We start from the raw sequence: 17,197 nt of genomic DNA on the forward strand, positions 1-17,197 counted from the left end.
GCGTCAGACAGCCCCCGCATCGGTCCAGCGAGCGAGAGCGGCCGCCATCGCCGAGTCCGGACGCGGGTCGACGACCTCACCGGCCTCCCTCTCGGGCGTGACCGCCACGCCCACCCCGCGCCCGGCGGTCATCGCCGCCCCGACGGCCGAGGCGCTGCGCAGCCCGAGGGGGCGGACCGGCCGGCCGAGCACGTCGGCGAGCACCTGGACGACGACGCCGGACCGCGCCGCCCCGCCGGTGACCAGGACGGGACCGGGGTCGCTCACCTCCAGGAGCTCGAACGCCGAACGGACCGCGAAGACCACTCCCTCCAGCGCCGCGCGCGCGAGATCGGCGCGGGTGGTGCCGGCAGAGATCCCGGTCCAGCTCGCGCGGTCGTCGTGGCCCGCGACAGCGCCACGCTCACCCGTCAGGAAGGGCCGGAACTGCACCCCTCCGGCGCCGGCCGGGCGGCGGCCGCCGCGGTGACGAACTCCGCCCAGGACAGGCCGAGGACGCCGCGGGCCCACTCCCACGCGGAGCCGCCGTTCTGCAGCGCCGCCATGGCGTACCAGCCCCCGGTTGTGTCGGCGTAGGCGTGGACCAGCGGGTCCGCCGACGGCCGCGGTCGCCCGCCCGGCCGCAGCAGCTGGGCGCCGGTGCCGAGGTTGACCTGCGCAGGGCCGGCGGCACCGGCGGCGAGCAGAGCCAGCGGGGCGTCGGCAGCCCCGACGACGACCGGCACCTCACCGACGGGGAGCCGCGCGCTGCCGACGACCTCCTCCGACGGCCGGACCACCGGCAGCAGGGCAGGGTCGATCCCGGCCGCGGCGACCGCGGCCGGCGACCAGTGGTCGGCGACCACGTCCCACAGCAGGGTCGCCGACGCGTCACTGCGGTCGGTGACCGCCGGATCCGAGCCGGGCAGCAGCGTCGCCCGCAGGGCGTCCTTCGGCAGCAGGACCGCCGCCGCCCGCCGGAGCGCGTCCGGCTCGTGCCGGCACAGCCAGGCGAGCAGCGGCCCGGTCATGCCCGCGACCAGCGGGTTGCCCAGCGCGGCCCGGTCGCCCGCAGGGAGCTCCCGCCACCGGGCGAGTTCGGGCGCACCTCGCTGGTCGGGCCACAGCAGTGCGGGCCGCAGCGCCGCCCCGTCGCCGTCGACCAGGACGGCGCCGTGCATCTGCCCCGAGATGCCCAGCGACCGGACCCGGGTTCCCGCCAGGGCGGGGCCGACCGCGGCCACGGCGCCATCGAGAGCCGCGCACCAGGTGCGGACGTCGATCTCGGCGCGCCCCGGCGCCGGCCGGCCGTACTCGTAGCCGCGCTCTGCCTGCGCGACCACCGTCCCCGCCGCGTCGAGTGCGACGAGCTTGAGCCCGGAGGTCCCGAGGTCGGCGCCGAGCAGGACGTCAGGCACGGCGCCGTCAGCCGCCGTGGGCGAAGCCGCCGGCGCGGCCGTTGCGGTCGGCGAGCAGTCCGGCCAGCGTCGAGAGGGCGATCTCCGCGGGCTGCCGGGAGCCGATGTCCAGGCCGATCGGCCGGTGGACCCGCGCGATGTCCTCCGGTGGCACCCCCAGCGCGGTGAGGGCGGCGACGTGCGGACCCTCGTGGCGCGGGTTGCCCATGACGCCGATCCAGCGCGCCGGCCGGCCGAGCGCGTCACGGAGCAGCTCACCGAGCTCGTCGCGGTGGTGGTCGGTGACGACGACGTCGGCGGAGCCGGCGGCCAGCTCGTCGTCCAGCTCCGCGAAGGCCAGCACGCGCACGTCGGGCGTTCCCGCGGGAACGCGCTCGGGGTCCGGGTCGACCAGGGCGGTCCGGAAGCCGAGCTCGGCAGCCCACCGCACCAGCACCTCCGACACCGGCGAGGCGAAGACGGCGACGAGCAGGCGGTCGGCGGTCACGCCGGCTTCTCGGGGCTGTCGCCGTAGGCGTAGGCGCTGTTCGCGTACCGGCCGCCGACGGCCACGCCCGGCGGGGCGATCGCGTCGAGCCGGGCCAGGTCGTCGGGGTCAGCTCCACCGCCGCGGCGGCGACGTTCTCCTCCAGGTAGCCCCGCAGCTTGGTGCCGGGAATCGGGACGACGTCGTCGCCCTGCGCCAGCACCCAGGCCAGCGCGAGCTGCCCGGGCGTCGCCCCTTCGCGGCGGCGAGGTCGCGGACGGCGTCGACCAGCCGCAGATTGGCGGCGAAGGCCTCGCCGGCGAACCGTGGGTGGGTGCGCCGCCAGTCGTCCTCGGCGAAGTCGGCCGGGCTGGTGAGGGCGCCGGTGAGGAAGCCGCGGCCCAGCGGGCTGAACGGCACGATGCCGATCCCGTGCTCCCGGGCGACCGCCACTACCTCCGCTTCGAGATCGCGCGTCCACAGCGACCACTCGCTCTGCAGCGCGGCGATCGGGTGCACCGCGACCGCCCGCCGGATCGAGGCGGCGCTGGCCTCCGACAAGCCGAGGTGACGGACCTTGCCCTGCTGCACCAGCTCCCCCATCGCCCCGACCGTGTCCTCGATCGGGACCTCCGGGTCGACGCGGTGCTGGTAGTAGAGGTCGATGACGTCGACGCCCAGCCGACGCAGGCTGGCCTCGGCGCAGGCACGCACGTTCTCCGGCCGTCCGTCGATGGTCGTGCCCCCGCCGGTGTCGTGGGTCAGCGAGAACTTGGTGGCCAGCTGCACCTCGTCCCGCCGCCCGGCGATCGACTGCCCGACCAGCTCCTCGTTGTGCCCCGCCCCGTAGACGTCCGAGGTGTCGAGGAAGGTGACGCCGAGGTCGAGGGCCCGGTGGACGGTGGCGATCGACTCCTGCCGGTCGGCGGCGCCGTACATCTGGCTCATGCCCATGCAACCCAGGCCGAGGGTGGAGACGGTCAGCCCGTCGCGGCCGAGCCTGCGGGTGCCCACGGGAGAAGTCATGCCCGCATCCTTCCCCGTGCCGCCCCCACGCGCACGGGATGCCGCTCGGCAGGCGGGAGCCCCGCCCCGTCGTCTGGTGGGATGGGGTCGGAACCGGGCTCCGGGACGAGCCCGCATCGAGGAGGCACCGTGCAGTACGCCGAGTCCGTCGTGGACCTGGTCGGCAACACCCCGCTCGTTCGGCTCACCTCGGTGACCCGCGACCTGGGTCCCGACGCCCCGCTCGTGCTCGCCAAGGTCGAATACCTCAACCCCGGCGGTTCGGTGAAGGACCGGATCGCCGTGCGGATGGTGGACGCCGCCGAGGCCAGCGGCGCCCTGAAGCCCGGCGGCACCATCGTGGAGCCGACCAGCGGCAACACCGGCATCGGGCTCGCGCTGGTGGCCCAGCAGCGCGGCTACCGGTGCATCTTCATCTGCCCCGACAAGGTCGGGCAGGAGAAGATCAACGTGCTCAAGGCCTACGGCGCCGAGGTCGTCGTCTGCCCGACCGCCGTCGACCCGGCCGACCCGCGCTCCTACTACTCGGTCTCCGACCGCCTCGCGCGGGAGACGCCTGGCGGCTGGAAGCCCGACCAGTACTCGAACCCGGCCAACCCGCAGTCGCACTACGAGACGACGGGACCGGAGATCTGGGCGCAGACCGAGGGCCGGATCACCACGTTCGTCACCGGCATGGGCACCGGCGGCACGATCAGCGGCATCGGGCGCTACCTCAAGGAGGTCTCCGGCGGGACGGTCCGCGTCGTGGGCGCCGACCCGGAGGGCTCTGTCTACTCCGGCGGCACCGGCCGCCCGTACCTCGTCGAGGGCGTGGGCGAGGACTTCTGGCCGTCCACCTACGACCGCGAGATCGCCGATGAGATCATCCCGGTCTCCGACGGCGACTCCTTCGCCATGACGCGCCGGCTGGCCCGGGAGGAGGGCCTGCTGGTGGGCGGGTCCTGCGGGATGGCGGTGGTCGCCGCCCTGCAAGCCGCCTCGACGCTGACCAAGGACGACGTGCTGGTCGTGCTGCTCCCCGACGGCGGTCGCGGCTACCTGAACAAGATCTTCAGCGACTCCTGGATGTCCGACTACGGCTTCCTCGACTCCGCGTCCGGCGAGACGGTGGGCGAGCTCCTGCACACCAAGTCGGGTGAGACCCCGACGCTGGTGCACACGCACCCGAACGAGACCGTCCGCGACGCCATCGACATCCTGCGCGAGTACGGCGTCAGCCAGCTACCGGTCGTGCGCGCCGAGCCGCCGGTCACCGCCGGCGAGGTGGTCGGCTCGGTGGACGAGAAGACCCTGCTCGACTCCCTGTTCGCCGGACGCGCGAGCCTGTCCGACCGGGTCGAGAAGCACATGAGCCCGCCGCTGCCGATCATCGGGTCCGGGGAGCCGGTCACCGAGGCCGTCACCGCGCTCGGCTCGGCCGACGCGCTGCTGGTGCACGTCGACGGCAAGCCGGCGGGCGTGGTCACCCGGCAGGACGTCCTCGGGCACCTGACCGGCCTGCCGCATACGGTCGCCTGATGAGCCGCGAGAAGGACGCCCGAGCGAGCGCCAGCGAGCGAGGAGCGGAACGAGGGGAAGTCGCGCCGTCGAGCGCGGCTTCAACACCAGGGCGATCCACGCCGGGCAGGAGCCCGACCCGGCCACCGGTGCCGTCATCCCGCCCGTGCACCTGACGACCACCTACAAGCAGGACGGCGTCGGCGGGCTGCGCGGCGGCTACGAGTACAGCCGCAGCGGCAACCCGACGCGGACGGCGCTGCACGAGGCGCTGGCCGCGCTGGAGGAGGGCACCACGGCGCTCGCCTTCGCGTCCGGCCTCGCGGCGGAGGACACCCTGCTGCGCACCATCTGCCGTCCGGGCGACCACGTCGTCCTCGGCGGCGACGCGTACGGCGGGACGTTCCGGCTCATCTCCCGCGTGCTGTCGGAGTGGGGGCTGGAGTACACGCCCGTCCACCTCGACGACTCCGACGCGGTGCGGGCGGCGATCCGGCCGACCACCCGGGTGGTCTGGTGCGAGACGCCCAGCAACCCCTGCTGAACATCACCGACATCGAAGCCACCGCGGAGGTCGCGCACGCGGCCGGCGCGCTGCTCGTCGTCGACAACACCTTCGCCTCGCCGTACCTGCAGCGGCCGCTGACCCTGGGCGCGGACGTCGTCGTCCACTCGACGACCAAGTACCTCGGCGGGCACTCCGACGTGGTGGGCGGCGCGCTGGTGACGCGGGACGCCGGCCTCGGGGAGCGGCTGGCCTACAACCACAACGCGATGGGCGCGGTGGCCAGCCCGTTCGACTCCTGGCTCGTGCTGCGCAGCCTCAAGACGCTGGGCGTGCGGATGGATCGGCACTCCGCGAACGGTGCGCGCGTGGCCGAGTACCTGCTCGACCACCCCGCCGTCTCCAGCGTGCTGTACCCCGGCCTGCCCACCCACCCCGGGCACGACGTCGCCACGAAGCAGATGTCCGGCTTCGGCGGGATGGTGTCCTTCCGGCTCAGGGCCGGCGAGGAGACCGCCCTGGAGGTCTGCGAGCGGGCGCAGCTGTTCACGCTGGCGGAGTCGCTGGGTGGCGTGGAGTCGCTGATCGAGCACCCGGGCCGGATGACGCACGCCAGCGCGGCCGGCTCGCCGCTGGAGGTGCCGAGCGACCTCGTCCGGCTCTCGGTCGGCATCGAGGACGTCGACGACATCCTCGCCGACCTCGAGCAGGCCCTGGGCTGACGCCTCAGGTGCCCGGAGCGGTCGGCCCGACGATGAACAGCGGGCGAAAGTGCTCCACCACGGGGAACGGGTCGTAGAAGGAGTGCAGCAGGCGCCGCCACTCCTGGTATCCCGGCGAGCCGCGGAAGCCCTCCGTGTGGTCCTGGAGGCTGTTCCACTCGACGAGCAGGAGGAAGACGTTGTCCCGCTCCACACACCGGGACAGCAACAGCCGCCGGAAGCCCGGCGACGCGGAGATGATCGGGGAAGCGGACCGGAAGGCCGCCTCGAATTCGGCCTCGCGGCCCGGGGTCACGGACAGCTCTGCGTGTTCGAGGATCACCGGGGCACCGTACGGCCGCCGGGCACAGCGCCCGTCCATCGGCCGCCGGCCCCGTCCTCCGCGGGCGGGTGAGGAGGACCCGGTCAGCGCGGAAGCGTCAAGATCCTCGGGCCGTCGGCGGTGACGGCGACGGTGTGCTCGACGTGGGCGGCGCGGCTGCCGTCGGCGCTGCGCAGCGTCCAGCCGTCGGCGTCGACGCGGTAGTCGTCGCTCCCTCCGGCAAGGAACCACGGCTCGATGGCGATCACCAGACCGGGCTTCAGCGGCACTCCACGCCCGGCCCGGCCCTCGTTGGGAACGCTCGGCACCTCGTGCATCGTCCGTCCCACACCGTGCCCACCCTGGTCGGTGTTGATCCCGCAGCCGCCCGCGCGCCCCACCGCGCCGATCGCCGCGGAGATGTCGCCCACGCGTTTGCCGACGACGGCCGCCGCGATGCCGGCCGCCAGCGCACGCTCGGTCGTCGCGACCAACTCGAGGTCCTCGGGACGCGGGGCTCCCACGGGGTAGGTCATCGCGGCGTCCCCGACCCAGCCGTCGAGGGTGGCGCCGGCGTCGACGCTGAGCAGGTCGCCGTCCTCGAGCTCGTACGGCGTCGGGATGCCGTGCAGCGCGACGTCGTTCACCGACAGGCACAGGACGCCCGGGAAGGGCGGCGTGGTGGCCAACGGCGCGTACCCGAGGAAGGGCGAGGTCGCTCCGGCATCGGCCAGCACGTCACGGGCGATGGCGTCGAGCCGGCTGAGCCGCACGCCGGGGGCCGCCTCCGCCTTCACCGCCGCGTGCATGTCGGCGACGACGGCGCCGGCCGCACGCATCGCGTCCAGCTCGCCGGGTGTCCGTAGTTCGATCACGTCGCCGCCTTCCGGTATGTGTGAGGGCCCCGTCCCCTCACCCCTCGCAGGCTCGGGGCGAGCCTCTGGACGGGGCCGGGCGAAGCCTAGGGGCCCTCCTGCGCGCGGCGCGTGGCCGGCCGGGTGCCCACGCCGGCGTTCTTCACGGTCGCCGCGCTGGACGTCCCCCTGGACCGTCTGCTCCGACCTGGCCCCGCCCACCGGCGACACCGCGCTCACCGCCTGACGAAGGACCCCGTCCCTCTCACCCCTCGGAGGCTCGGGGCGAGCCTCCGGACGGGGCCGTGGAGGATGATGTAGGCGTGAGCACCACGGACGACACCCGCGACCTGACCACCCTCGACCAGGAGCGCGCCCGCATCCGGGAGGCCTGGCTGAAGCCGGCCGGCGAGCGCCCCGCGTCGACCGCCCGAGGGCTGCACCACACGGCGCTGATCAGCGCCGACGTCGAGCGGACCGTGCGCTTCTACCAGGACGTCCTCGGTTTCCCGCTCACCGAGTTGATCGAGAACCGTGACTACCCGGGCTCCTCGCACTTCTTCTTCGACATCGGCCACGGCAACCTGCTGGCCTTCTTCGACTTCCCCGGGTTGGACGTCGGCCCCTACGCCGAGGTGCTCGGCGGGCTGCACCACATGGCCATCAGCGTCGACCCCGAGCGCTGGGAGACCCTCGTCCGGCGGCTCACCGAGGCCGGCGTCGAGCACGAGGTGCACAGCGGGGTCTCGGTCTACTTCCGCGACCCCGACGGCGCGCGCATCGAGCTCATCGCCGATCCACTCGGCGAGATGTACGGCCACCACGTCCTCTGACGGTGCCCGCCAGGCCAGGCCTGTCGCCGTGATCCCGGCGTCGTCGCGCTGGGGTCGCAGCCACAGGCCTGGAGTGGGCCCCGGTCAGTTCCCGGGGACGCCACCAGGTCGGCGTACTCCTCGTGCTTGCCGATCCAGCCGCGAACGAACGAGCACTGCGGGACGACGGAGCCACCCTTGGCGCGGACGTCGTCCAGCGCGGCCTTCACCAGCGTGCTGCCCAGGCCCGTGCGACCGGAGTCCTGGTCGACCTCCGTGTGGGTGAAGACGACGGTGTCGCCGCGGCGCTCGTAGTCGGCGTGGCCCAGCAACTGGTCGCCGTCGCGGATCTCGTACCGGTTCGCCTCGGGGGCGTCCTTCACAGTGGGCTCCATGCCGGTCCCCTACCCCGGCGCCGCCCGTTCGATCACTCCGCCAGGGAGAGCGCCCGCGTCGGACACGCCTGGACGGCGTCCTCGACGTCGCCGAGCTCCTTTCCGGTCGGCTCGGGGCGGTGCACGACGAGCACGCCGTCGTCGTCGACCTCGAAGACCTCGGGCGCCAGCGCCTCGCACGCGCCCGACCCCACGCAGCGCTCCCGGTCCACCTCGATCCGGCTCATCGCACGCCCGCCAGCCGTGCCGGCAACCGCTTGAGGCCGTTGACGAAGGACGACCGCAGCCGGGCCGGCTCCCCCGCCACCTCCAGGTCGGGCAGCTGCTCGAACAGCTGCCGGAAGGCCACCGCGATCTCCCGGCGGGCCAGGTGCGCACCGAGGCAGAAGTGCGGGCCGTGCCCGCCGAAGCCGACGTGCGGATTGGGGTCGCGGGTCAGGTCGAACACGTGGGGGTCGGCGAAGAGCTCGGGGTCCCGGTTGGCCGCCGCGTAGAACAGCAGGAACTTGTCACCGGCGGTGAACCGGTGGCCGTTCAGCTCACCGTCCTGCGTGGCCGTGCGGCGCATCCAGGTGATCGGACTGGTCCAGCGCACGACCTCCTCGACCGCCGTCCTGTCGATCGACGGGTCGGCCATCCACCGGGCCCGCTCTCCCGGGTGCTCGGACAAGGCGAGGATGCCCTGCGAGATGGCGTTGCGCGTGGTCTCGTTGCCCGCGACCAGGAGCAGGATGAAGAACGAGGCGATCTCCTGGTGGGTCAGCCGTTCGCCGTCCACCTCGGTGGTCACCAGCGCCGTGGTCAGGTCGTCGGTGGGCCGCTCGAGGCGCTCGGCCGCCAGCAGCTCCATGATCCCGGCGAGCGCGATGCCGGCCTCGAACAGCGCGGTCAGCGGCTCGTCCTGGTCCTCGATGAGCTCCGGGTCGCCGCCGGACAGGATCACGTTCGACGCCGCCAGCACCTGGGCCCGGTCCTCAGCGGGCACGCCCATCATGTCGCAGATGACCCGCAGCGGGATCGGTGCGGCGATGTCGGCGACGACGTCGAGCCGCCCCTCGTCGGCCTCCGCGGTCCGGCGCGCCTCGTCCAGCACGTCCTCGACGATGCCGCGCACGGAGTCGACCACCCGCTCCAACATCCGCGGGGTGAACGTCTTGGAGACGATGCGGCGGATCCGGGCGTGCCGGGGTCGTCCATGCTGATCATCGAGCCGTAGAACTCGTGCAGGTCGGCCGGGATGTCCTGGATGGACACCGCCCCTTGCCGGAGCAGAAGACCTGCGGCTGGGAGCTGATCGCGTCCAGGTCCGCGTGCCGGGTGACGGCGTAGTACCCGGGACCGGCCTCCAGGCCGGGGATCTCCGGCTCGGCGAAGAACGCGAACGGGCGCTGGGCGCGGAGCCGATCGAAGACCGCGTGCCGCACCTCCGGCGGTTCCAGCCAGAAGTCCCGGTCGGAGAGGTCGACATCGCCCAGGTCGGTGAGTCCGGATGCGGCGTCCACAGCCATCGGGCGTCCTCCAGGCAGTAACGGTCAACGGTGACTGTGACGCTAGAGAGTCGGCGGGGTGATGCACAACACAGACGGCGCGCGAGGACGCAAGAAGGCCCGGTCACCGAGGTGACCGGGCCTTTCGTCGTAGCGGGGACAGGATTCGAACCTGTGACCTCTGGGTTATGAGCCCAGCGAGCTACCGAGCTGCTCCACCCCGCGTCGGTAGAACCCACGGTACACGGTGCCCGTCGCCGTCTCCCGCGCCCCCGGAACGAGCTCCGGTACCACTCCGTCACACGGGTCCCAGGCACGCGCGCGCCTTCCCTCGGGTGCGTGCCCGTCCGCTTACAGTCCGCTACGTGGTGGGGGATGAGACGGCGAGCATGTTCGCCGGTCAGCCACAGCCGGTGGAGATCCACCACCGCGGCATCTGGTACTCCGGCGAGCTGATCGGCTGGCGCCACGAGAGCAACGGCCGGGTCGCGGCCCGCGTGCGCTGCCGCGTCGACGGCCTGCGGCACTCCGCGTGGATGGACCTCGCCGACCTGCGACTCCCTGACCCCAAGCGCCCGCCGCACAAGGAGCCGTTCCCGGCCGTGGTGCACCGACCGGTGCCCGCGGGCGCCTGGGACGCGGACGACGCGACGCGGCCCAACCCGCTGCTGACGGGGCTCCGGACCCGCGCGGCCAAGCCTGCGCACGCCGTGCAGCCACCCGCTCCGCGGACGGTCGAGCCGGCCGGGCGCCCTGATCACGAGCAGGCCGGCGCGGTGCGCCGGAACCGGTACCTGCGCAAGCACGAGGCCTACCTCAGCGTCGTCTGACCTGCGCACGAGCGTTGGGGAATCCACCATCGGCGTCCGCCGGGGGCTCAGGCGGTCCCTGCCGGTCGCTCCACCTCTGGGCGGGACGCGCCGGAACCACAGGAGTCGCCGGAAACGACAGTGGCCCCCACAGAATCTGTGAGGGCCACTGTCCGTTGGTAGCGGGGGCAGGATTCGAACCTGCGACCTCTGGGTTATGAGCCCAGCGAGCTACCGAGCTGCTCCACCCCGCGTCGGTAGAGACCAGCCTACCAGCCGTGGCGGCCGGGGAGGGCGCGGGGTCACCACGCCCTCCCCGACCCTCACTCGCCGGCCTGCTGGGCGGCCTGGTAGGCGTCGACGGCGGCCTGCAGGTCCTCGAGCGCCTGCCCCTGACCCGCGAAGTCGCCGGCCCGCTGGGCGTTGGCCAGGGCCTCCAGCGCGGCGTTGATGTTCACGACCGCCTGCTCCATGTCCGGTGTCGCCGGGGTTCCGTCGGTATCCGGCACCGTCGGCTCCGTCGGTTCCGTCGGCTCCGGGGTCGACACGTCCTCCGCGGTGTCGGCGATGTCGTCGCTGTCGGTCGCCGACTCCCCGCCCCCGCGCCGAACACCTGGTCGAGCGCCTCGGAGAGCGTGTTGGCGTAGCCGATCCGGTCCCCGAAGTTGACCAGGACCTTCTGCAGCAGCGGGAAGGAGTTCTCCCCGGAGCCGCGGACGTACAACGGCTCCACGTAGAGCAGACCCGCGTCGCCGATCGGCAGGGTCAGCAGGTTGCCGAACACCGCGGTGGAGTTCTCGCTGTTGAACAGCGTGAGGTCAGGTCGTACCTGGTTGTTCGTCTCGAACGCGTTCTGCACCTGCCCCGGCCCCCGGAACGGGGTGTTGCCCGGCAGCTGCAGCACCTGGATCTCCCCATAGGTGTCCGGAGCACTCGAGGCGGAGATGAACGCCGACAGGTTCTCCCGCTGGAAGGCGTTCAGCGCGCTGGTCAGCTGGAAACTGGCCTCGTCGTCCCCCGGCCGCTGCGCCAGGATGTAGTACGGCGGCTGGTCCTGGTCGGTGTTCTGCGTCGGGTCGTCCGGGATCTGCCAGCGGTCGCTCTGGTTGTAGAAGTCGACCGGGTCCTCGACGTGGTACCGGGTCAGGATCTCCCGCTGGACCTTGAAGATGTCCTGCGGGTAGCGCACGTGGCCGACCAGTTCGTCCGTCATCTCGCTGCGCGGCTCCACCACGCCGGGGAACGCCTTCATGTACGTCTGCAGGACGGGGTCCTCCTCGTCCCACTCGTACAGCGTCACGGTGCCGTCGTAGGCGTCGACCGTGGCCTTCACCGAGTTGCGGATGTAGTTGAAGGTCTGGTTCGGCAGCGCCGTGGTGCCCGTCCCGGTGATCGCGTCCGCCGTCGCCTCACCCAGCTGCATCTGCTCCGCGTAGGGATAGGAGTCGGAGGTGGTGTAGCCGTCCAGCATCCAGACGATCCGCCCGTCGATCACCGCGGGGTACGGATCGCCGTCCACCTCGAGGAACGGCGCGACCTTCTCCACACGCGCACGGGGATCGCGCTCATACAGGACCCTCGACTCCTCGTTGACCGCCCCCGACAGCAGGAAGTTGCGCTCCCGGTAGTAGATCGCGTACGTCAGCTGCCGGAAGAAGCTGCCGATCGAGACGCCACCCCCGCCGTCGTAGGTGTTGTTGATCTGCCGGTCGTCCGAACCACCCTCGGGCAGGTCGAACTCCCGCGGCTCGGCCCCCTCCGGCGCTCCGACGACGGAGTAGTCCTCGATCAGCTCGCCGTAGTAGATCCGGCTCTCCTCGACCGGGATGCTGCCCCGGACCGGGAGGTCACGGGTGGTGAAGTTGGGCTCGCCACCCTCCTGCCCGGCCACGACCTCGTTCGCCGGCGCGGCGACGAACCCGTTGCCGTGGGTGTAGACGGTGTGCCGGTTGATCCACGTGTCCTGGTTCTCCGACAGCCCGGCGCTGTCGAGCTCCCGTACGGCCACGACGTAGTCACCGAGCTCGCCGTCGACGGTGTACCGGTCGATGTCGAGCTTCTCGGGAAGCCGTAGACGTTGCGGATCTGCTGGCGCGCCGTGAACGTCGCCGACAGGACGTTGGGGTCCAGGAGGCGGGCGTTCGGGATCGTCTCGGTGTCGTTGCGCAGTTCGGCGAGCGCGGCGCCGGCGTCGACCTCGTTGGCGCCCGCGCTGTCCTGCGCGTAGTCCACGTACCCGATGTCGGACAGGTTGTAGGCGTCCAGCGTCGACTCGATGGCCCGCTCGATGTAGGGCTCTTCCTTCTCGTTGGCGCTCGGGTTGACGACGAACTGCTGGACGATCGCCGGGTAGGCGACCCCGATGACCAGGCTCGAGATGAGCAGCAGCACCAGCGCGGCGGCCGGCAGCAGGAAGTTGCGCACGAAGATGTTCGCCAAGAACGCGATCGCGCAGATGATCGCGACGAACACCAGGATCGTCTTGGGGACCAGCAGCGCGTTGATGTCGGTGTAGCTGGCGCCGGTGAACACATTGCCCCGGTCGGAGTAGACCAGGCCGTACCGGTCCAGCCAGTAGGCGACCGCCTTGAGCGCGACGAACAGGCCGAGCAGCACCGACAGGTGCACCCGAGCCGCCGCCGTCAGCTTCTGTCCGGGCGTCTGCAGCCGCAGGCCACCGAAGACGTAGTGCGTCAGCACGGCGCCGATCAGCGCCAGCAGCACGATGGCGAAGCCGAAGCCGAGCGCCAGCCGGTAGAACGGGTAGTCGAAGACGAAGAAGGACAGGTCCATGCCGAACTGCGGGTCGGTGCGCCCGAAGTCGGTGCTGTTGCGGAACTGCAGCCACGTCTGCCAGCTGCTCTGCGCGGTGAAACCCGCGAACAGACCCAGCACGATCGCGATGCCGGTGAGCACCAGCCCGCGGCGGGGCTCCAGCGACTGGCGGTAGCGCTCGAGGTTCTGCTGCTCCAGCGACATCGGCCGGAACGTCGGCCGGAACCGGTAGGCCAGGTGGATCGACGCGGCGACGGCGCCACCGGTGGCCACGCCGGCGACCGCGAACAGCAGGGCGCGCGTCTGGAGCTCGGTCCAGAAGACCTCGGTGTAGTCGGTCTCGTCGAACCAGAGGTAGTCGACGTAGACGTTGGTCAGCGTGCCGATGGCCGTGAACAGCACCAGGAGCACGGCGACGGCGCCGAGGACCAGCTTCGCGCGGCGCGACAGGGTCGGCACCGGCACGGGGGCCGCATGGCCACGAGCGCTCTCCTTCAGTTGCAGACAGTTGCAGGTGTGCGACGTGCAGGGATCCGATCCGCGGCCGATCGACGGGGTCGATCGCGCCGCGGCCCGAATCTCCGGTCATCCCAGCACAACGCGCGGGGGACGACGGGGTTCCCTCGCGGGTCAGGGAGTCAGCAGGTGGCCGGCGTCCGCCCGGCCTCGAGATCGGCGAGCGCCTCCAGGGCGTCGTCGAGAGTCGCGACGCGGGCCAGCGGGAACCCCGGATCGGGCGCGGCCGCCGCCTCCGCGCAGTTGTCCGCCGGGACGAGGAAGAGCTCCGCCCCGATCTCCTGCGCGGCGACCATCTTGAGCGGGATCCCACCGATGGCGCCCACGTTCCCGTCGGCGTCGATCGTGCCGGTGCCGGCGATCACCGCTCCCCGGTCAGGTCGTCGTCACCGACCAGGTCGAGGATGCCGAGGGTCAGCATGAGCCCGGCCGAGGGCCGCCGACATCCTCCACCTGGATGTCGACGTCGAAGGGGCGGCCGGCTGCTCCAGGATCGTGATGCCCAGCAGCGAGCCCTCCCCGTCCTCCGCGGTCCCGGTCGTGACCGTCGCCGTCCCCGGCTCCCCCAGGCGCGTGTAGGACACCGTCACCGTCGAACCGCCGGGGATGGACGAGAGGACCTCGTCCAGCGCCTCGGTGTCCGGCGTGGGGACGCCGTCGATCGCCTCCAGGGCGTCGCCCTCCTCCAGCGCCCCGTCGGACGGCGAGTCCTCGGCGAGCCCCTGGACGACGATCTTCTCCGGGTAGCCCAGCCGGCCCAGGGCGACGGTCATGGCCGCCTGTTCGGAGGTGAGGAACGCCTGTCGGTTGGCCTGGCGGGTCTCCTCCACGGAGCGGTCCGGCGGGTAGACCGACTCCTCCGGCACCACGCTCACCTCGTCGTCGAACCACCCGCGGACCGCCTGCACGAGGCTCAGCCCACCCCGGCTGACCCCGACGGTGGTCAGGTTCAGGTTCCCCTCGACCTCGTTGCGGTCCCGGCCCTCGACGCTGATGATCGGCTCGCCGTCGATGTCGCCGAGGGTGTTGAACGTCGGGCCGGGCACCTGCGCGACGTAGGGCACGGGCAGCGTCGTGCCGAGGATCCCGAACAGGACCAGGAGCACGACACCGGCGGTCAGGACGGCGGTCCGGCGGGTCACGACGGGCGAGCCTATGCGTCCGACCTGGACGACGCCGTCCGCGTGGCACACGCGGCCCCGTCCAGAGGCTCGCCGCGAGCTCGCGAACGGGGAGGAGGACGGGGTCCTTCTGGCGTCTACCGTGGGGCGCATGAGCGATGTGCCGTTCGGCTTCGGACCGTCCGACCGCGACCCCGAGCGCCGCGAGCCCGGCCAGGGCGGCAACCCCGGCGACCCCTTCGGGCTCGGCGCGCTGTTCGGTGGCATCGCCGGCGGCGGTTCCCCGGAGGACCTGCTCGGCAAGATGCCGCTGTTCGCCGAGCTGCAGAAGCTGATGAACTGGACCGGCGGTCCCGTCAACTGGGACCTCGCCCGTCAAGGCGCCATCAGCCAGCTGGCGGCGGGACACCAGCCGTCGTCGGACGCCGAGCGGACCGGCGTCGCCGAGGCTTTGCGGCTGGGTGACCTCTGGCTGGACCAGGCCACCGAGCTCCCGTCGGGCATCGAGCGGACCGCCGCGTGGTCCCGCGTCGAGTGGGTCGAGCAGACCCTCCCTGCCTGGGGAGCCCTGATCGATCCCCTGGCGGAGAAGGTCGTCGCGGCGATGACCAGCGCGCTGCCGCAGGAAGCCGCCATGGCCTTCGGTCCGGTGGCCGGGATCATGGGCCGGATGGGCGGGCTCATGTTCGGCGCCCAGGTCGGCCAGGCCCTCGGCAAGCTGGCCGACGAGGTCGTCAGCAGCACCGACGTCGGGCTGCCCCTGGCCCCGGCCGGGACCGGCGTGCTCGTCCCGCAGAACGTGGCCGCCTTCGCGTCCGGTCTCGACCGGCCCGCCGACGAGGTCCGGCTGTTCCTGGCGCTGCGCGAGGCCGCCTCCCAGCGGCTGTTCGCCCACGTGCCGTGGCTGCGCCAGCAGCTCCAGGACGCCGTGCACGCCTACGCCCGCGGCATCACGATCGATCGCGAGGCCATCGAGCGCGGCCTGACCGAGGCGATGTCCGGGATGGAGGGCGGCATCGACCCGAGCAACCCGGAGAGCATCCAGCAGCTCCTGGGCAGTGGCGTCCTCGAGCCGGAGGAGACGCCGGAGCAGCACATGGCTCTGCGCCGTCTGGAGACGCTGCTCGCCCTGGTCGAGGGCTGGGTGGACACCGTCGTCGCCGAGGCGGCGAAGGACCGGCTGCCCGGGCACTCCGCGCTCGCCGAGACGATGCGGCGCCGTCGGGCATCGGGCGGACCGGCAGAGCAGACCTTCGCCACCCTGGTCGGGCTCGAGCTGCGGCCGCGTCGCCTGCGCGACGCAGCCACCGTGTGGGGCGCCATGACCCAGCAGCACGGGATGGACGCCCGCGACCGCCTCTGGTCGCACCCCGACCTGCTCCCCACGTCCGACGACCTCGACGAGCCGCTGGACTTCGTCGCCCGCCAGGGCCTCGACGACGACCTGGCGGCCCTGACGGCCGACGACGCCGAGAAGCCGGACACGACCGCTGACGACGAGGCTGACGAGGGCCAGCAGCCGGGCTGAGCCCACGACGGCGGCGTCCTCGAGGGCATCGCACCCGCACCTGGTGACGTGCCGGAGCGGCCCCGGTGCGGGCCCCGCCGCGAGCCTGCGAGTGGTGGGTCGCAGCGGGGTCCTCCATCAGTCGACGATGTCGGCGGCCGGGTCCTCGTCCACCCCGTCGCCACCCGAGGCGGCCTGCTCGACCCCTCCAGGAAGCCACGGGCCCGCTCGGCGCGGGGATAGCGTGCGACGTGGGCCCAGAAGCGCTCGTCGTGCCCCGGCTCGAGCAGGTGGACGAGCTCGTGCACGAGCACGTAGTCGACGACGTACTCGGGCATCGACCGCAGTCGGCTCGACAGACGGATGCTGCCGTCGGCCGGGGTGCAGGAACCCCATCGGCGGTTCTGGTTGTCCACCCACCGCACGCTGGTGGGTTCGGCCAGTCCGTCGAGGTGAGCGGCCGACAGCGCCCGGGCGCGGGCCATCAGCTCGTCGTCGCCCCCGAGCGAGCGGCGCCGCCGCTCCTCCCGGGTCTCCAGCTTCGCGACCATCTGGGCCACCCAGCGTCGCTCCTCCGCCGGGCTGAACGCGGCCGGGATGAGGACGACGGTTCGCCCCTGCTCCCGGTAGGCGGTCACCGTCCGACGCCGACGCGCGCTGCGCCGCACCTCCACGGTCCCGAGCGCGGCGGGACCGCCGGCGAGCGGCGGCCGATCGGCGTCCGGAGCCGAGCCGTCGTCCTGGGCAGCGCGCCGGGAGCGGGCAGCCGGCACCGCGCGAGCACCCCGCTGGGCGACGGGCGCCGAGCCGCTCGCCTCGGGGCACGCGTGAGCGTCAGGGATCCATCCGGGCACGCAGGCACCGTAAGGCACTCTGCCGACCTCGCGCCTGTGCGGAAGCACCCACTCGGGTGCAGGTCGCACGGACGATGGACACGACCGCCGCTCCACCCGGTGACAAGGCTTGCGCTCGGTGGTCGTTCCACAGCCGCGTTGGCGGCATCC

General features: G+C 72.6%; 18 protein-coding genes, 2 tRNA genes and 3 pseudogenes. 5 read left to right on the forward strand and 18 right to left on the reverse strand.

The window, feature by feature from the left end:
• Positions 1-3: 3 nt before the first annotated feature.
• From U6N30_RS23075 to U6N30_RS23090, 4 genes are all read right to left on the reverse strand, one after another.
• The gene (locus tag U6N30_RS23075; RefSeq protein WP_324274112.1) at positions 4-432 is read right to left on the reverse strand and encodes an FGGY-family carbohydrate kinase; all 429 of its coding nucleotides are present in this window, start codon (positions 430-432) and stop codon (positions 4-6) included.
• Positions 411-1,397, reverse strand: coding sequence for an FGGY family carbohydrate kinase (locus U6N30_RS23080; RefSeq protein WP_324274113.1), 987 nt, complete (start codon positions 1,395-1,397; stop codon positions 411-413). The genes U6N30_RS23075 and U6N30_RS23080 overlap by 22 nt, the downstream gene beginning before the upstream one ends.
• 7 nt (positions 1,398-1,404) lie before the next feature.
• Complete coding sequence (locus tag U6N30_RS23085) at positions 1,405-1,884, reverse strand: XdhC family protein (protein WP_324274114.1); 480 nt, start codon at positions 1,882-1,884, stop codon at positions 1,405-1,407.
• Between the two features lie 108 nt (positions 1,885-1,992).
• Positions 1,993-2,889 (reverse strand): aldo/keto reductase, encoded by an 897-nt coding sequence (locus U6N30_RS23090; RefSeq protein ID WP_324274115.1) that lies wholly within the window; start codon positions 2,887-2,889, stop codon positions 1,993-1,995.
• A gap of 129 nt (positions 2,890-3,018) precedes the next feature.
• Between U6N30_RS23090 and U6N30_RS23095 the strand changes: the two genes are divergently transcribed.
• Positions 3,019-4,410, forward strand: a complete 1,392-nt coding sequence (locus U6N30_RS23095) for a cystathionine beta-synthase (protein ID WP_324274116.1) — start codon at positions 3,019-3,021, stop codon at positions 4,408-4,410.
• Positions 4,411-4,555: 145 nt separating this feature from the next.
• Positions 4,556-5,616 (forward strand): annotated as a pseudogene (locus tag U6N30_RS23100) (cystathionine gamma-synthase).
• A gap of 4 nt (positions 5,617-5,620) precedes the next feature.
• Here the strand turns inward: U6N30_RS23100 and U6N30_RS23105 are convergent.
• Positions 5,621-5,938 carry an antibiotic biosynthesis monooxygenase family protein gene (locus U6N30_RS23105; protein ID WP_324274117.1) on the reverse strand — a complete coding sequence of 106 codons (318 nt, stop codon included), beginning with the start codon at positions 5,936-5,938 and terminating at the stop codon, positions 5,621-5,623.
• An 83-nt stretch (positions 5,939-6,021) separates the two neighbouring features.
• Positions 6,022-6,792, reverse strand: coding sequence for a type I methionyl aminopeptidase (gene map, locus U6N30_RS23110; protein ID WP_324274118.1), 771 nt, complete (start codon positions 6,790-6,792; stop codon positions 6,022-6,024).
• Positions 6,793-7,094: 302 nt separating this feature from the next.
• Here map and U6N30_RS23115 point away from each other — a divergent pair, with 302 nt between their 5' ends.
• Entirely contained in the window at positions 7,095-7,604 is a 510-nt protein-coding gene (locus tag U6N30_RS23115; RefSeq protein WP_324274119.1) for a VOC family protein, read from the forward strand.
• On the opposite strand, the gene U6N30_RS23120 is transcribed toward U6N30_RS23115, so the two are convergent.
• The 5 genes from U6N30_RS23120 to U6N30_RS23140 form a co-directional block, all read right to left on the reverse strand.
• Positions 7,523-7,978 carry a GNAT family N-acetyltransferase gene (locus tag U6N30_RS23120; RefSeq protein ID WP_324274120.1) on the reverse strand — a complete coding sequence of 152 codons (456 nt, stop codon included), beginning with the start codon at positions 7,976-7,978 and terminating at the stop codon, positions 7,523-7,525. The two genes, U6N30_RS23115 and U6N30_RS23120, sit on opposite strands and share 82 nt — an antisense overlap.
• Positions 7,979-8,010: 32 nt before the next feature.
• Positions 8,011-8,205: a ferredoxin gene (locus tag U6N30_RS23125; RefSeq protein WP_324274121.1), complete on the reverse strand. Its 195-nt coding sequence runs from the start codon at positions 8,203-8,205 to the stop codon at positions 8,011-8,013.
• Positions 8,202-9,116, reverse strand: coding sequence for a cytochrome P450 (locus U6N30_RS23130; RefSeq protein ID WP_324274122.1), 915 nt, complete (start codon positions 9,114-9,116; stop codon positions 8,202-8,204). The genes U6N30_RS23125 and U6N30_RS23130 overlap by 4 nt, the downstream gene beginning before the upstream one ends.
• 64 nt (positions 9,117-9,180) lie before the next feature.
• Positions 9,181-9,486, reverse strand: a complete 306-nt coding sequence (locus U6N30_RS23135) for a hypothetical protein (RefSeq protein ID WP_324274123.1) — start codon at positions 9,484-9,486, stop codon at positions 9,181-9,183.
• A gap of 130 nt (positions 9,487-9,616) precedes the next feature.
• Positions 9,617-9,690 (reverse strand) — tRNA-Met (locus U6N30_RS23140).
• A 140-nt stretch (positions 9,691-9,830) separates the two neighbouring features.
• Here U6N30_RS23140 and U6N30_RS23145 point away from each other — a divergent pair.
• Positions 9,831-10,295: a hypothetical protein gene (locus U6N30_RS23145; protein WP_324274124.1), complete on the forward strand. Its 465-nt coding sequence runs from the start codon at positions 9,831-9,833 to the stop codon at positions 10,293-10,295.
• Positions 10,296-10,451: 156 nt separating this feature from the next.
• Here the strand turns inward: U6N30_RS23145 and U6N30_RS23150 are convergent.
• From U6N30_RS23150 to U6N30_RS23175, 6 genes and pseudogenes are all read right to left on the reverse strand, one after another.
• Positions 10,452-10,528: transfer RNA gene (locus U6N30_RS23150), tRNA-Met, on the reverse strand.
• A gap of 69 nt (positions 10,529-10,597) precedes the next feature.
• A complete protein-coding gene (locus U6N30_RS23155; protein ID WP_324274125.1) occupies positions 10,598-10,747 on the reverse strand; it encodes a hypothetical protein in 150 nt (49 codons plus the stop codon).
• On the reverse strand, positions 10,729-12,282 hold the full coding sequence (locus U6N30_RS23160; protein ID WP_324274126.1) for a UPF0182 family protein: 1,554 nt from the start codon (positions 12,280-12,282) through the stop codon (positions 10,729-10,731). Before U6N30_RS23160 ends, U6N30_RS23155 begins: the two co-directional genes overlap by 19 nt.
• Positions 12,283-12,392: 110 nt before the next feature.
• Positions 12,393-13,514: pseudogene (locus U6N30_RS23165) on the reverse strand (UPF0182 family protein); the annotation flags it as partial.
• A gap of 173 nt (positions 13,515-13,687) precedes the next feature.
• Positions 13,688-13,930, reverse strand: coding sequence for a S16 family serine protease (locus U6N30_RS23170; protein ID WP_324274127.1), 243 nt, complete (start codon positions 13,928-13,930; stop codon positions 13,688-13,690).
• Positions 13,931-13,951: 21 nt separating this feature from the next.
• Positions 13,952-14,707, reverse strand: coding sequence for a PDZ domain-containing protein (locus U6N30_RS23175; protein ID WP_324274128.1), 756 nt, complete (start codon positions 14,705-14,707; stop codon positions 13,952-13,954).
• 130 nt (positions 14,708-14,837) lie between these two features.
• Between U6N30_RS23175 and U6N30_RS23180 the strand changes: the two genes are divergently transcribed.
• On the forward strand, positions 14,838-16,214 hold the full coding sequence (locus U6N30_RS23180) for a zinc-dependent metalloprotease (protein ID WP_324274129.1): 1,377 nt from the start codon (positions 14,838-14,840) through the stop codon (positions 16,212-16,214).
• Positions 16,215-16,486: 272 nt separating this feature from the next.
• Here the strand turns inward: U6N30_RS23180 and U6N30_RS23185 are convergent.
• Positions 16,487-16,744: pseudogene (locus U6N30_RS23185) on the reverse strand (M48 metallopeptidase family protein); the annotation flags it as partial.
• Between the last annotated feature and the right edge of the window lie 453 nt (positions 16,745-17,197).

Source organism: Blastococcus brunescens (genome assembly GCF_035320885.1).
Lineage (GTDB): Bacteria > Actinomycetota > Actinomycetes > Mycobacteriales > Geodermatophilaceae > Blastococcus_B > Blastococcus_B brunescens.

What these genes read in the sequence shown, in the direction of transcription:
- U6N30_RS23135 (WP_324274123.1), bottom strand. Translation starts at nt 9,486, where the DNA reads ATGGCTGTGGACGCCGCATCCGGACTCACCGACCTGGGCGATGTCGAC.
- U6N30_RS23155 (WP_324274125.1), bottom strand. Translation starts at nt 10,747, where the DNA reads ATGGAGCAGGCGGTCGTGAACATCAACGCCGCGCTGGAGGCCCTGGCC.
- U6N30_RS23125 (WP_324274121.1), bottom strand. Translation starts at nt 8,205, where the DNA reads ATGAGCCGGATCGAGGTGGACCGGGAGCGCTGCGTGGGGTCGGGCGCG.
- U6N30_RS23130 (WP_324274122.1), bottom strand. Translation starts at nt 9,116, where the DNA reads ATGTTGGAGCGGGTGGTCGACTCCGTGCGCGGCATCGTCGAGGACGTG.
- U6N30_RS23120 (WP_324274120.1), bottom strand. Translation starts at nt 7,978, where the DNA reads ATGGAGCCCACTGTGAAGGACGCCCCCGAGGCGAACCGGTACGAGATC.
- U6N30_RS23090 (WP_324274115.1), bottom strand. Translation starts at nt 2,889, where the DNA reads ATGACTTCTCCCGTGGGCACCCGCAGGCTCGGCCGCGACGGGCTGACC.
- U6N30_RS23180 (WP_324274129.1), top strand. Translation starts at nt 14,838, where the DNA reads ATGAGCGATGTGCCGTTCGGCTTCGGACCGTCCGACCGCGACCCCGAG.